At 55.5% G+C, this 13,491-nt stretch carries 13 protein-coding genes, 1 pseudogene and 1 riboswitch; of the genes and pseudogenes, 8 read left to right on the top strand and 6 right to left on the bottom strand.

Going from position 1 to position 13,491, the window contains the following annotated elements; all coding sequences use genetic code 11:
• Positions 1-138, top strand: a pseudogene (locus QJ48_RS29715) (phosphonate ABC transporter, permease protein PhnE); the annotation flags it as partial.
• A gap of 80 nt (positions 139-218) precedes the next feature.
• On the opposite strand, the gene QJ48_RS29710 reads toward QJ48_RS29715, so the two are convergent.
• Positions 219-1,109 carry a LysR family transcriptional regulator gene (locus QJ48_RS29710; protein WP_054976978.1) on the bottom strand — a complete coding sequence of 297 codons (891 nt, stop codon included), beginning with the start codon at positions 1,107-1,109 and terminating at the stop codon, positions 219-221.
• Between the two features lie 126 nt (positions 1,110-1,235).
• Here QJ48_RS29710 and thrC point away from each other — a divergent pair, with 126 nt between their 5' ends.
• Complete coding sequence (thrC, locus tag QJ48_RS29705; protein WP_054976977.1) at positions 1,236-2,489, top strand: threonine synthase; 1,254 nt, start codon at positions 1,236-1,238, stop codon at positions 2,487-2,489.
• Positions 2,490-2,546: 57 nt separating this feature from the next.
• Here the strand turns inward: thrC and QJ48_RS29700 are convergent, their stop codons facing one another.
• The gene (locus QJ48_RS29700; protein ID WP_054976976.1) at positions 2,547-3,515 is read right to left on the bottom strand and encodes a phosphate/phosphite/phosphonate ABC transporter substrate-binding protein; all 969 of its coding nucleotides are present in this window, start codon (positions 3,513-3,515) and stop codon (positions 2,547-2,549) included.
• 196 nt (positions 3,516-3,711) lie between these two features.
• On the opposite strand from QJ48_RS29700, the gene QJ48_RS29695 reads away from it, so the two are divergent.
• Positions 3,712-5,295, top strand: a complete 1,584-nt coding sequence (locus QJ48_RS29695; protein WP_054976975.1) for a bifunctional UDP-sugar hydrolase/5'-nucleotidase — start codon at positions 3,712-3,714, stop codon at positions 5,293-5,295.
• A 96-nt stretch (positions 5,296-5,391) separates the two neighbouring features.
• On the opposite strand, the gene QJ48_RS29690 is transcribed toward QJ48_RS29695, so the two are convergent.
• Both QJ48_RS29690 and QJ48_RS29685 read right to left on the bottom strand, forming a co-directional pair.
• The gene (locus tag QJ48_RS29690; protein ID WP_157261800.1) at positions 5,392-6,717 is read right to left on the bottom strand and encodes a nucleobase:cation symporter-2 family protein; all 1,326 of its coding nucleotides are present in this window, start codon (positions 6,715-6,717) and stop codon (positions 5,392-5,394) included.
• A 45-nt stretch (positions 6,718-6,762) separates the two neighbouring features.
• The gene (locus QJ48_RS29685) at positions 6,763-7,362 is read right to left on the bottom strand and encodes a xanthine phosphoribosyltransferase (RefSeq protein WP_054976974.1); all 600 of its coding nucleotides are present in this window, start codon (positions 7,360-7,362) and stop codon (positions 6,763-6,765) included.
• Between the two features lie 164 nt (positions 7,363-7,526).
• Positions 7,527-7,629: riboswitch (purine riboswitch) on the bottom strand.
• Between the two features lie 769 nt (positions 7,630-8,398).
• Between QJ48_RS29685 and QJ48_RS29680 the strand changes: the two genes are divergently transcribed.
• Positions 8,399-8,707 (top strand): CD3324 family protein, encoded by a 309-nt coding sequence (locus QJ48_RS29680; protein WP_010499607.1) that lies wholly within the window; start codon positions 8,399-8,401, stop codon positions 8,705-8,707.
• A 121-nt stretch (positions 8,708-8,828) separates the two neighbouring features.
• On the opposite strand, the gene QJ48_RS29675 is transcribed toward QJ48_RS29680, so the two are convergent.
• A complete protein-coding gene (locus QJ48_RS29675) occupies positions 8,829-8,969 on the bottom strand; it encodes a hypothetical protein (RefSeq protein ID WP_036687748.1) in 141 nt (46 codons plus the stop codon).
• 212 nt (positions 8,970-9,181) lie between these two features.
• Between QJ48_RS29675 and QJ48_RS29670 the strand changes: the two genes are divergently transcribed.
• Positions 9,182-9,586, top strand: a complete 405-nt coding sequence (locus QJ48_RS29670) for a gamma-glutamylcyclotransferase (RefSeq protein ID WP_054976980.1) — start codon at positions 9,182-9,184, stop codon at positions 9,584-9,586.
• Between the two features lie 12 nt (positions 9,587-9,598).
• Here the strand turns inward: QJ48_RS29670 and QJ48_RS29665 are convergent, their stop codons facing one another.
• On the bottom strand, positions 9,599-9,982 hold the full coding sequence (locus tag QJ48_RS29665; protein WP_054976973.1) for a hypothetical protein: 384 nt from the start codon (positions 9,980-9,982) through the stop codon (positions 9,599-9,601).
• 212 nt (positions 9,983-10,194) lie between these two features.
• On the opposite strand from QJ48_RS29665, the gene QJ48_RS29660 reads away from it, so the two are divergent.
• The 3 genes from QJ48_RS29660 to QJ48_RS29650 all read left to right on the top strand — a co-directional run.
• The gene (locus QJ48_RS29660; RefSeq protein WP_054976972.1) at positions 10,195-10,578 is read left to right on the top strand and encodes a response regulator; all 384 of its coding nucleotides are present in this window, start codon (positions 10,195-10,197) and stop codon (positions 10,576-10,578) included.
• 19 nt (positions 10,579-10,597) lie between these two features.
• Positions 10,598-12,319, top strand: a complete 1,722-nt coding sequence (locus QJ48_RS29655) for a diguanylate cyclase (protein WP_237763112.1) — start codon at positions 10,598-10,600, stop codon at positions 12,317-12,319.
• A gap of 120 nt (positions 12,320-12,439) precedes the next feature.
• Positions 12,440-13,491, top strand: a 1,052-nt coding sequence (locus QJ48_RS29650) for a methyl-accepting chemotaxis protein (protein WP_054976971.1), incomplete at its 3' end; no start/stop codon positions are given.

Raw genomic sequence — 13,491 nt, 5'->3', positions numbered from 1 at the left:
GGAGGGATCGGGGCGCCGCTCATTTTGGCGCTGGAAGCCCGTGCGTGGAACCGGGTCGGCGTTATTTTACTCGGGATCATCGTCATGGTTACCATTATCGATATTATTTCTTCCGCCATTCGCAAACGTTTGGTGTAGGTGTAGCCCACAAAGCCCGCTTTTCGGTTCATTGTTCCGAAAACGGGCTTTTTTGTGCGGGGCAGGCCCCTCGCTTCTTCTTATTCGTGCTTAAATCCGGATATCAGCTCGACAAACGCCGCGGCTTGCCCGGATAGCGGCTCGCCCTCGCGCCAATAGACGGCAATCGGGTTTTTCACCTCAGGATACTTCACCTGCACCCGTGTGACCTCGCGTCGCTCGACGAACTCCCGCACTTCGGCCGCCGAAGCGAAGAGCACGCCGTAGCCCGCAGCGACTGCCCGCACGGCTTCGTTCATCCCGCCCAGCTCGACGCCGATATCGGGCGGGGCGAGGCTTGACATCCGGCATAGCGCAAGCAGCATTTCGCGAGTCGAGCTGCCTTCCTCCCGCATGATGAACGTTTCTTTCAATAGATCGACGAGGCCGATTTCCTTGCCTGCACACGGATGATCCGGAGGAACGACGAACCACATCGGGTCCTCGAACAGCACGGTGCGCTTCAGCCGGGAGGGCGCAGCGGCGCCGCCGCCGATGACCGCGATATCGGCTTCGTACCGTTCCAGCCGCTCAAGCGACTGCTGGGCGTTCCCGGTATATTGAGTCAGCCGCACCCCGGCAAAACTCCGCTTGTAGGCGGCGATCCAGCCGGGCAGCAAAAAGTTGGCCGGAAGGTATGTCGCGGCGATCCGCAGCGTGCCGGACCGTCCTGCACGGTAATCGTCGACGAGCGTTTCAAGCTCTTGCTCCAGAGCGAATAACCGCTCGGCATGGGCGGCGAGGAATGTACCCGCTTCCGTCAGCCAAATGCCCCTTCCTTTCGGAGCCAGCAAGACGAGGCCGAGCTCCTTCTCCAAGTTGCGGATCTGCATCGTGACCGCGGGCTGGCTGATGCGCAGCGTCTCGGAGGCTCGAGTGACGCTTCGGCTCTGCGCAACGACATGAAATATTTTTAACGCATGGAGGTTCATGGGATTCGCTCCATTCATAAAATTAATTTATGTTTACTTGAAATAAATATATTATACTTATATGTTTTTTCGTTTTATTCTAAAGTCGAACGAAGCAAATGGCAATAGCATAAAGGAGCGAGCGGAATGAAATTGAGCTGTACGGAGTGCGGGCAAGGACGGAGCGTCACCGATCCGGTATGGCGCTGCGAATGCGGCGGGCTGCTTCAGGTCGAACAGCCCCTTGGGGAGCTGGACGGCGAGAAGCTGCGGCGCGTCTTCGACGAGCGTCTGGCGCAGCGCAATACGCCTTATGCGAGCGGGGTGTGGCGCTATAAGGAGCTGATTCATCCCGAGCTTCCGGTGGAGTGGATCGTAACCAAGTACGAGGGCAACACGGGGCTGTACGGCTCCGAACCGGTCCGCCGGTTTACCGGAGTCCGGGATTTGCGGCTCAAGGCGCAGAGCGAGAATCCGAGCGGCTCCTTCAAGGATAACGGGATGACGGTCGCCGTGTCGCAGGGCTCTTGGCTCGGGTATGAGCGGTTTGCCTGCTCGTCGACGGGAAACACGTCTTCGTCGCTTGCGATGTATACGGCGCTGTCCGGCAAAGCCTCGTACGTCTTTGTCCCGGAGGAAGGCGTCGCAGACGGGAAAGTGCTGCAAACGGCGGCTTATGGAGCGCGGATGATCCGGTTCCAAGGCACCTATGACGACGGGATACGATTCTTGGAACGGCACGCGGCCGAGCTAAAGCTGTACGTATGCAATTCGATAAATCCGTTTCGGATCGAAGGGCAAAAAAGCATTGTCTATGAAATCGCGCAAGCGCTAAACTGGATGCTGCCGGATTGGATCGTGCTGCCCGGCGGGGCGCTGAGCAATGTGTCTGCGCTAGGCAAAGGGCTGCAGGACATGCTGGCAACAGGACTCATTTCGTGTATGCCTCGGGTGGCGGTCGTGCAGGCGGAAGGGGCGAGTCCGTTCCACCGGATGATTGAGCACGGTCTGAAAGAGCTGGTGCCGGAGTCCCGGCCGCATACGCTGGCCAGCGCGCTGAATATCGGCAACCCGCCAAGCTGGAAAAAAGCTGCCGCCGTGCTGCAAGCGACCCGCGGCGTAACGGTTTCCGTAACGGATGAGGAGATCATGGAGGCGAAAGTGGTGATCGACCGGGCGGGCATCGGCTGCGAACCGGCCTCTGCGGCGTCGGCGGCAGGGCTTCGTAAGCTGGTCGCGCAGGGCATCGTGGATAAGGACGAGACGGCGGTGTGCCTTTTGACCGGACATTTGTTAAAGGACGCCGACGCCTTGCAGCGGTATGTGACGAGGGATGCTCCCGACGAAGGAATCCCCGTATTTTCGGTGTTGGAGCTGGAACAACTCAAGGAGCGTCTGTAAAGCAAAAAGGAGCGCCGCTGCGGAAATGCAGGGGGCTCCTTTTGTTAAAAGCTTAGATTACTTCTGACCGATGCTTTTGGAGTATTCGCGAACGACGTCGAATTTCTTGTCGTCGGATTTCACGTAGCCGCGGTGGGAGTATACGTCGAAAATGATTTTTCCGCCTTCCGGATCTTTGCCGATATCGATGAACGCTTGAGCGATTTTGTCTCTCCATTCTTGATCCATATCTTTACGAACGGCGATCGTGTCGTTCGGAATCGGAGAAGTGAAGGCCAGCACGCGCGTTTTTTCATAGATGTCAGGGTAATCGGTTTTCATTTTGTAGCGAGCGTCTTGGAAGATCGCCGCGGCGTCAACTTGTCCGTTCAGCACGGCGATAACGCCTTTGTCGTGTCCTTTTACTTCGATGCCCGTTACGTCTTTCTCCGGATCGACGCCGGCTTTTTTCATTTCGTTGGCCGGCCATACGAAGCCTGCGGAGGACGTTACGCCCTGCCAAGCGACTTTTTTGCCTTTCAGATCTTTCAATTCTTTGATCGGGGAATCCGCTTTAACGATGATCATAGCTTTGTAGAAGTCGACCAGATCTTTCGTATCGGCGCCCGTTTTGTCGTCTACGCCGTAACGTTGAGCTTGCAACAGCAGGTCTGCGGCTTTCTTCTCGTCATGCGCCAGTACGTAAGCGTTCGGAGGCAGGAAGCCGATATCGACTTGCTTGGAAGCCATCGCTTCGATAACGGTGTTGTAGTTGGTCGAGACGGATACTTTGACCGGAATGCTGAGCTTGTCGCTAAGCAGCTTTTCCAGCGGCTTCGCCTTTGCTTCCAGCGTCTCTGCGTTTTGGGAAGGAACGAATTGCACTTTCAATTCTTTAGGCTGATAGCCTTTCGCCGCAGGCGCTTCTTGCTTTTTGTCGGAAGGAGCAGGGGCTGCCGAGTTGTTCTCTGTTTTCGTACCGCAACCTGCTGCAATCCCGGCGGAAAGCACCAGGGACAGACTGACTGCTGCAAACTTTTTAAACATTGAATTGACCTCCTGTTAACTTGTTAGATCAAAATCCATTTATTACTATACCACAGAACAGTACGACCCATAGTAAATTTTTTGTGAAAGAGCCCTAAAAATGTCGAAAATTATTTTTGAATCATGATGGATGGTTCTCCGGCGCTAAATTTGATATAGTGAATTCAATTCATGGAAAAACGGAGTTGAATGCAAGGTGGTTCAAAAGCTGACAGTCACGATCCTGGAAACAAGCGACCTTCACGGGGCGCTGCTTCCGATTCAGTATGCCAACAACAGCTCGACGGAAACGGGGCTGGCCAAAATCGCATCGATCATTCGTAAGGAACGTCAAAAGGGCGGGCCGTTGCTGCTTATCGATAACGGGGATTTGATTCAAGGGACGCCGCTGGCGTATCATCACGCCAAGCTGAACGTCGGGGAGCCGAATCCGATGATTCAGTGCTTGAATGAGCTCGGGTATGACGCGGCCGTCATCGGGAATCACGAATTCAACTATGGGATGGAGCTGCTGCGCAAAGCGGTCGGGGAATCGAATTTCCCTTGGCTAAGCGCCAATATCGTCGATGCGGCGACCGGCGAACCGGTCTTCGGCAAGCCCTATCTGGTGAAGACGCTCGAGCAGGGGCTCAAAATCGGTGTGCTGGGGCTGACGACGCCTTACATTCCGCATTGGGAGAAGCCCGAGCATATCGCGGGCCTGCGTTTTGAGGATGCCGTAGAGACGGCCAAGCGGTGGGTGAAGCATCTGCGCGAGTGCGAGGGAGCGGACGTCGTGATCGTCTCCTATCACGGAGGGTTCGAACGGCACATGGAATCCGGCGAGCCAACGGAGCCGTTGACGGGGGAAAATCAAGGCTATGCGCTCTGCCGCGAGGTAGAAGGCATCGACGTGCTGCTCACGGGTCACCAGCATCGTTCGATTAGTGGAACGAGCATCAACGGGGTGACGGTCGTGCAGCCCGGCAGCGCAGGCGCTTGGCTCGGCAAAGTCACGCTGACGCTGGGCTTGGAAGCGGGAAGCTGGCGCGTTCTGGAAGCCGCGTCCGAGCTGGTGTCCCCGCAGGGCGAAACGCCCGATTCTGCAGTGCTGGGGATCGTGGAGCCGCATGAACGCCTTGCGCAGGTATGGCTCGATCAGCCGATCGGGCGTCTGCTTGGCGACATGCGCGTCACCGACCCGATGCAGGTCCGGCTGAAGGAGCATCCGCTCATCGAGTTTATCAACCGGGTGCAGATGGAGCTGTCGGGGGCCCCGATCTCGAACACCGCGCTGTTCGACAACATCTCGCCGGGATTTCCCGAGCATATTACGATGCGTGACATTGTCTCCAATTATATTTATCCGAACACGCTGCAGGTCATCCGGGTGTCGGGGCAGGATATCCGAGCCGCTCTGGAGCGTTCGGCCTCGTATTTTGCCCATTACGACGGAAACGGTCCGGTGCAAGTGAGTGCGGAATTCAGCGATCCGAAGCCGCAGCATTACAATTACGACATGTGGGAGGGCATCGAATACCGCATTAACATTTCGCGTCCGGTTGGACAGCGGATCGTCGACCTGCGGTATAACGGCAACCCGATCGACCCGGAGGCGGAATACGACGTCGTCATGAACAATTACCGGGCGGCGGGCGGCGGAAATTACCTGATGTTCCAAGGGAAGCCGGTCGTGAAGGACATTCCGACCGATATGGCGGAGCTGCTGGCCGGCTATATTATGGAGCGGGGAACGATTGAAGCGTCGCTGAACCGGAATTGGGAAGTCGTTTGGGATTAAACCATTAGATCTATGGATAAAAAGAAGACTGCGGTTCTGTGAACTATGCGTTCACAGGCCGCAGTCTTCTTATATAAAGTCAGGCCATTTCTTCAATCAGTTCGGGGCGCCTTGCGGCTGCGAAGTATCGGCAACCGACCGTTTCCGCCGGAGGTTGAACACCAGATTCAGCACGATCGCGGTGAAGCTGCCTGCGACAATGCCGTTGCCGGTCAAAATTTGCACGGCTTGCGGCAGTTGGTTGAACAGCGTCGGGACGACCGTCACGCCGAGGCCCATGCCGACGGAGCAGGCGATGATCAGCAGGTTCTCATGGTTGTTCAGATCGACCTGCGAGCCGAGCATGCGGATTCCGGAAGAGACGACCATGCCGAACATGGCTACGGTTGCGCCGCCGAGCACGGGGGTCGGGATCAGCGTCGTCAGCGCCGCGACTTTCGGGATCAGTCCAAGGACGATCAAGATGCCGCCTGCGGTCATGATCACGTCGCGCGTCCGAACGCCGCTCATTTGGATAAGCCCGACGTTCTGCGAGTAGGTCGTATACGGGAAGGCGTTGAACAAGCCGCCGAGGATGATCGCGAGACCTTCCGCGCGATAGCCGCGGGTCAAATCCTCCGAGCGGATGTCGCGGTCGCATATTTTGCCAAGAGCCAGAAAGACGCCGGTCGACTCCACCAAGCTGACCGCAGCGACGAGAATCATCGTCAGCACGGAGGTGATTTCAAACGTCGGCATGCCGAAGTAGAGCGGGTGCACCATATGAAACCAGGAAGCTTCATGGAACGGAGCGAAGCTGACTTTGCCGAGCAGCGCCGCGACAAGCGTCCCGACAATCAACCCGAGCAGAATCGAGATCGCCCGCCAAAAGCCGGTGAAAAAGCGGTTCATGGCGATAATAAGCGCGAGCACCCCGAAGGAAAGCAGCAGGTTGACCGGCGCGCCGAAATTCGGGTTGCCAACCCCGCCGCCCATATCGTTCAGCGCTACGGGAATGAGCGTGAGCCCGATGATCGTGACGACCGAACCGGTCACGACCGGAGGGAAGAAACGGATCAGCTTGCCGAACAGCCCGGCGAAGATGACGACGAACAAGCCCGCGGCCAAGATGGCGCCGTAGACGGTCGAGATGCCGTGCTGGCTGCCGATGGCGATCATCGGGCCAACGGCCGTGAATGTACAGCCGAGCACAACCGGCAGACCGATGCCGAAGAACCGGTTGCTCCAAACCTGAAGCAGGGTCGCGATACCGCAGGTTAACAGGTCGATCGAGACCAGGTAGGCGAGCTGCTCCGGCGATAGCTTCAGCGCGCTGCCGACAATCAGCGGCACGATGACGGCGCCGGCGTACATGGCGAGCACGTGCTGCAGGCCGAGCGAAAACCGCCGCATCGGCGGCTGGCTGGTTGATTTTGCATTCATAGACACAGGAAGGATCCCTCCGGGAATGGATTATTAGGCAAGGATTTATACCGGGTTCGTCTGCGGCTCAGGCTTGTCCGCAAACGTAACTCGTCCGTCCGCCAACGAAGCGACGGGTGCGAGCGACTCTACACGATAGCCTGCGTCCAGAAGCTTGCGGCCCCCGGGCTGAAACGCCTTCTCGATCACGATGCCGATACCGGCAACCGTAGCGCCCGCTTTCTCGGCAATCCGGGCCAACCCGAACGCCGCTTCGCCGTTGGCGAGGAAATCGTCGATCAGCAGCACCCGGTCGCCGGGCGACAAAAACTTTTTGGAGACGGATACTTCGCTTTCTTCCTGCTTGGTGAAGGAGTACACCTTCTCCGTAAGCAGATCGTCCCGAAGCGTCAGCGACTTGCGCTTGCGCGCGAAAATGAGCGGCACGCCGAGCTGCAGCGCCGTCATGACGGCGGGAGCGATCCCGGACGATTCGATGGTCAGCACCTTTGTAATGCGTTCGCCGGCGAAACGGGCGGCAAATTCTTTACCGATCTCCATCATGAGGACAGGATCGACCTGATGGTTCAGAAACGAGTCGACCTTAAGCACCTGTTCTCCGAGCACGATTCCTTCCTGCAGCACTTTGTTTTTAAGCAGTTCCATTACTTTTTCCTCCCGAACGTTAACAAGATCCTAAGCCCGATAAACACAAAAAGCCCGATTCGTCCGTTTCTACATAAGAAACGGGCAATCGAGCGATACGCAAAAGCAAGAAAAGGCGCAAAACGGTCGGCCGGGCTGCAAGCAGCGGCGGTCTTCCTTTCTGCGTCCGTATGTGTACCGCCCGTAGTCCTGCCGTTGCGGAGGCAGGGTAGAGACTCGCAGGCCGATTCATCCTGCAATTATACGAGCTTTTTATATTCGTTTCCGGTGCTTTACTGTATGCCATTATATACGATGCGGGCGGTTTGCGCCAGTTCAAAATACGGGAAACGGCGTTTTCCAGGCATAAGCTTCCGTGAGCCGCAGCAGCGGACAGGAAAAGGATAAAATCGTTATAAAAGTTTTCCACCTTGCGGCAGCGCAGCCGATTATGAGTTAATAGGAGATGTAGCCGGCCGGCTGACGCTTAAGGAAAGGAGTGATCAGAAACAATGATTACGGTATCCGAGGTGGTCTTCGCGTAAGCGGAGACGCCAGTCAAGGGGGGCCTTCGGGCCCCTTATATATTCGCGGATGGACAATACAAGAATCGATGGGTTATAATGTAAGAGAAATTCTGTGTCTTCAAAAAAATTCAGGTGAAAGGAGTGTCGTGCAATGGTAGTAGTACTGGACACAATGAAAAAAGGAAAAGGGTTTGCTAACAAGTGAATAAGCATTTTTCTCCTTCACCGTCACCTGAACCGTCATTGAATGATACATGACATATAGAGGCATTCAGGCACGATATGGCGATCGTGTTTTTTTGTTGATAAGAACTTATAAGTTAATGCAACTTATAGCTTCGCATCAACCTTGATAAACGCGCTTATCCTTAATGATGACAAGGACGGCGTAGACGTTTATCCTGAATTTCATGCCCCTAATGCTTGCGACGTCAGTTTTGCTTCGGCAAAACTCAGAGGAGGTGTAAAGATGAAAATGCTTATAACTTTCGAGGCTTTGGCCAACATGGCGCGAAAGGAGGCTTTCATCGGTGGGGTACAAGAATGGGAAGGATATTTTGCCGCCTAGCCTGCTCAAGCAGCTGCAGGACTATATTCAGGGCGAAATCATTTATATACCGAAAAAAGAACAGACCCGCGCAGGCTGGGGTGAGAACAACGGCACCCGGCAGTCGATTATGCGTCGGAATTTCGAAATTTTCAGGCTGTATGAGAACGGACATACAGTTACCGATCTGATCCGTCAGTTTCATCTGTCGGAGGACAGCATTCGGAAAATCATCGTGAAAACCCGCGGACTGAATTCGCGGCAGCAGGAAACGGCGTCCACCAGGCACTAGGCCGGAAGGATAGCGAAAATAATCGCAAACGGAACAAGCCAGAAGTGGACGCTTTTGGCTTTTTTCTATTGCAGCGAAAAAAAACGCCGCTTCTTGCAGCGGCGTGCTTGTCTTCAGTCCCTTATTGTTCCGGCTGCCCGGAAGCTTTGCGCAGTTCGTTGGCCAACCGGTTAAACTCTTTACGCGCCTGGTCCGAGTCGGTGCAAAAATAAGCCGCCGACAAAAAGCGGATGATCTTGTTCGCATCTTCGGGACTAAGCATGGCGCATTCCCCCCTTCCCCCCGCAGACTTTGTCTTATGGACAATTTATGCCAGTCTACCTTTTTCGGACAGGGCACGCGGTCAAAGATAGGGCAAATCACCCGATTCCCAAAGCTTGGCTTATGGTATGATAGAAGAAAATGGAATTTCCACCAGCCGGCAACCGTCACGAGGGAAGCAAGTCGCCGGTTGGCTTGAAGGAGGGAACCGATCTGATCCGGGTTTTCGTCTATGGAACGCTGTTGGTCGGCGAATCGAACCATCACGTGGTCGCGCCTTATGTGCTCTCGGTCCGCCCCGGACGGGTGCGCGGCGCATTATTCGATGCGGGAGCTTATCCCGGTCTCGTATTGTCCGGCTGCGGTGGCGAGACGGATATCGAAGGCGAATGGCTGGTCGTGACGCAGGTAGGTCTGAATCGAATGGACGAATTGGAGGAGTATTACGGGCCCGGAGCGCGGAACGATTATGAACGCGTCTGGGTGCGCGACAGCCGGCGGGAAGAGTGCGAGGGATGGATCTACGTGTGGAATGAGCCGCGGGGATATCCGCGCATTGCCGGCGGATCCTGGCGCGAATATGCCCGCAGGAAGCAAGAGCTTGGCAGCATGCTTTGAAGCCTGCCTCAATCAGGCACGTCTGGCGTACGGTCTCCAATCCTCCCGTTCCGACTTCTTGACGATTTCCGTCATTCGCAGAACGACATGATGCGACTGTTCCTCGCCGATTGCATTGATCAACTGCTCATAAGAGATATTGTCCTGAACCAAGCTTCGGGTGACCGAGCTGTCTTTGTACCACGCCTCGGTGATGGCAAACGAGCCTTCTTTTTTCAGCCAAACCTCATGATAGTAATGCTCTTGTTCGCTTTTGGGCTGGAGTGTCAAATAAAACGCTTGCATCGGCATGCGCGGGTCAGACAAGCGCTGACTTACCAAGGACCCGGACGAAACGGGCTGGCCGAACGAGACGTACTTGGATACTTTTTTGATCAGATGGTCCACGGGATTCATGTTGTCCTTCCTTTCAGCTAGGAAAAAGTGCTCGGGAAAAGTAAAGTTTTCATCAAAATTTTGCAGTGTGTTTATCGTATCATAGTCCTTTTGGTTCATAAATGGTTCTTTGGTACTATATATGATTGAAAAGTTCCCTGTAACCCTACGACAATCATCCGTGCTATAATGATTCCATAGAGCATGCACCATGAAGGAGCGTTCGACGGCTTATGGCACCTTATAAAATTTTATTGGCCGATGACGAAGCGGCCTTGCGGTTTTTGTTAACGGAAACGTTGGCCGAGGAAGGATACGAGCTTACCGAAGCGGAGGATGGAGCACAGGCGCTCGCCTATTTGCAGGAGCAGCCGTTCGACTTAATTATTCTGGACTATATGATGCCCGAACGCACCGGAGTGGAAGTTTGCGAATGGCTGCGCGGCCATGCGAATCCGAATGCGGACACGCCGGTCATTCTTTTGACGGCCAAAGCGCTGGACAAAGACAGGGAACGAGCCAAGGCGGCGGGCGTTACGCAATATATCGTGAAACCGTTCAGTCCGCTGCAGCTGCTGGACACTGTGGAAGAACTGATCCGGCGGGATGCGCGTTAATTTATACCGGAGACGGGAAGTGAAGGCTTTGCATCAAACACCCTCTGACGACCGGATGAAACGAGAGGCCCGGCTGCTGAAGGAAGGCCGGAAAAAATATATTCGCGAGCTGAACAAGCAGCTTCAGCAGTTGCGGCATTGGACCGGGGATGCGGAACCGGAGGATGCGTCCGAGACGGCCCTCAGGTTTTACCGTATCGTACATACGCTGAAAGGCAGCGCGCCGATGTTCGGTTTTATGCGCATCGGGGCGCTCGCCGAGAAATTGGTCGAACACTGGGAATGGTCGCAGAACGAGGAAGCTGTGACGGAACCGTCGGTTCGGGCGAGGTTTCGGCGGTGTTCGCAGGTTTCCCTTGCGCTGGTTCTTGAATTGGAATTGGAGATCGATACAACTGCACGAGAGCTGGAGCTGGATGAGCAGCAGGAGCAGCTGCAGCTCACCTTCACGCCTCCGCAGGGCGAACGGCTGCTTGTGATCGACGATGACGAAGTGCTGCGGGCTTATCTGGTCCGGCGTCTGAAGCTGGACGGCTACGAGGTGGATGAGGCTGCGGACGTCAAATCGGCGCAGCGGCTGATCCGGGAGCGTTCGTACGACTTGATTTCGCTCGATCTCATGATGCATCCGGACAGCGGCTACGAGCTGTTCGAATTTTTGAAAGAAGACCCGAATTTGAAGCTTGTGCCCCTGATCGTGCTGTCCGGGCGCAGCGACGTGTACGACAAGGTTCGCTGCTTCTACTTGGGCGCGGATGACTATGTGGTCAAGCCGTTTCAATACGAAGAGCTGGCCGCCCGCATCTACAGCCTGCTCAAGCGGACCAAAACGTTCGAGCAAATGGCATTCCGCGACCCGTTGACGGGGGTGTACAACCGGCGGTATTTTGACCATCAAATTCAGGTGGAGCTGCAGCGCGTTGCACGGTATCCCGGAACGATCTCGATGGTATTCATCGATATCGACCGGTTCAAATCGATCAACGATACGTACGGTCATCCGGTCGGGGATTTGGTGCTGCAAGGCCTCGCCTATCTGCTGCAGACGAATCTGCGCGCTACGGATCTGGTCGCCCGCTTCGGGGGCGAGGAATTCGTGGTGGTGCTGCCCGGTACGTCCGCCGCCGACGCCAAAAAGACGATCGAAGGCATCCTGAGGCTGACACATCAAGGACCCGTGGCGCAAAACGAGGGCCAGTCGTTTCACATTACGTTCTCGGCCGGCGTGTCGGAGTGGCAGCCCGACCTTACGCTGAGCGAGTGGATCCGACGGGCGGACGATGCGATGTACGAGGCCAAGCAAAGCGGCCGCAACCGGGTGATGCTGTATACCGGCGATGTCGCCGGTACGGAGACGGACGCAGCAGCGCGCAAGACGGTGCTGATTGCCGACGACGACAATATTTTGCGCTCGATTCTGATGGCAAAGCTCAAGCATCTGCCGATCGATTTCAAGGAGGCGGCCGATGGGGAAGAGGCTTATTTGGAGCTGCTCGCCAGCCCGGTCGATCTGTGTATTCTCGACGGCGTGATGCCGCGTCTCGATGGGTACGGCATGCTCGAACGGATGAGGGACCGCGGCACGCGGCCGACCCATACGAAAATGCTCGTTCTTTCGGGGCGCAGCCGGGAGGAGGATACGAGCCGGGGGATGCAGCTTGGAGCGAACGCTTATATGCATAAACCGTTTTCCATGGTTGAGCTGGAGCTCAAGGTGAAGGAACTGCTGGATTTAAGCTGAGGCCGTGACGACGACTTGTCACGGTTTTTTCATTTTTACCTATAAAAAATAGGACTTCCGACCGATATAATATGTGATAAAGAGTATAGCTTCGACCTTAGTGAATAGGATGTGAGCTTTTTGTTATCCACGAAGCCCGATGTGTTGGCGATTAAAAACCGGATGACCTTGCCGGTGACGTTCGGAACGTACTTGTTGGCCGTGTTTGCATGCGCTTTATTTCGATGGGTGGATGTCTTTAAATCGGAGCACGATCTGCTGGCTTACGAGGTGCTGCTTAATCTGTTTTTGGGGGCTCCGCTGATTCTGTTAGTCGTCGCTGCGCTGTTATTTTGGAAGGGGCATCATCGTTACGTTCCGCTGTTCAATGCGCTGTCCATGACATTCACGAGTATGGCGATGATCGTCGGATCGGGCGGGATGGTGGAATTTTATTTCTCGATCTTCATGGTTATCGCCTTGATGGCCTTCTATGAAGATACGAAGCTGATTTGGCTTATGACGGCTTTGTTCGCCCTGCAGTACATCGCCGCCTATTGGCTGTATTCGGAGCTTGTGTTCGGCAAGGACGGGTACGGATTCGAAATGCTGGCGATTCATGCCGTGTTCCTTCTCCTGACAGCAGGAACAACCGTATGGCAAATCACGAAGAAAAAGGAAACCGTGGCGATGCTCGAAGCGGACAAGCATGAGAAGCAGAAGTTGCTCGGCAACATTCTAAACAAACTGACGGACAGCTCGGAGCAGCTCGTCGATTATGTGGGACGGCTCAATGAGAACACGGAGCAGACGCTGCTGGCGAACCGCCGGATCATGACCTCCATGGAAAACATGGCGTCGGGAACGGAAGAGCAGGCGCAGACCAGCAAAGACAGCGCGCGTGCGATGGAAGAGATGTCGATCGGCATACAGCGCGTGGCCGAGTCGTCGGCGACCGTCTCGGAGGCGTCGATGGGCATGGTGGAGGAAGCGGAGAAAGGCAACGATACGATCGGCCACGCGGTATCGCAGCTCGGCGCTTTGAAAAGCTCCTCGACGGAAGTGTCTGCGGCTTTACAGCGTCTGGAGAAGCAGTCCGTCGAAATCGGAGAGATCGCTACGCTAATTTCCGGGGTAGCTTCCCAAACGAACCTGCTCGCGCTGAACGCGGCGATCGAAGCGGCCCGGGCAGG

The organism is Paenibacillus sp. A3, from assembly GCF_001399685.1.
In the GTDB taxonomy this organism is placed as follows: Bacteria; Bacillota; Bacilli; order Paenibacillales; family NBRC-103111; genus Paenibacillus_G.
Note: the sequence above shows the minus strand (reverse complement) of the source record. Positions and strands in the feature narration are given on the sequence as shown.

What these genes read in the sequence shown, in the direction of transcription:
- QJ48_RS29690 (WP_157261800.1), bottom strand. Translation starts at nt 6,717, where the DNA reads ATGAATGCAAAATCAACCAGCCAGCCGCCGATGCGGCGGTTTTCGCTC.
- QJ48_RS29710 (WP_054976978.1), bottom strand. Translation starts at nt 1,109, where the DNA reads ATGAACCTCCATGCGTTAAAAATATTTCATGTCGTTGCGCAGAGCCGA.
- QJ48_RS29700 (WP_054976976.1), bottom strand. Translation starts at nt 3,515, where the DNA reads ATGTTTAAAAAGTTTGCAGCAGTCAGTCTGTCCCTGGTGCTTTCCGCC.
- thrC (WP_054976977.1), top strand. Translation starts at nt 1,236, where the DNA reads ATGAAATTGAGCTGTACGGAGTGCGGGCAAGGACGGAGCGTCACCGAT.
- QJ48_RS29675 (WP_036687748.1), bottom strand. Translation starts at nt 8,969, where the DNA reads ATGCTTAGTCCCGAAGATGCGAACAAGATCATCCGCTTTTTGTCGGCG.
- QJ48_RS29685 (WP_054976974.1), bottom strand. Translation starts at nt 7,362, where the DNA reads ATGGAACTGCTTAAAAACAAAGTGCTGCAGGAAGGAATCGTGCTCGGA.
- QJ48_RS29665 (WP_054976973.1), bottom strand. Translation starts at nt 9,982, where the DNA reads ATGAATCCCGTGGACCATCTGATCAAAAAAGTATCCAAGTACGTCTCG.
- QJ48_RS29660 (WP_054976972.1), top strand. Translation starts at nt 10,195, where the DNA reads ATGGCACCTTATAAAATTTTATTGGCCGATGACGAAGCGGCCTTGCGG.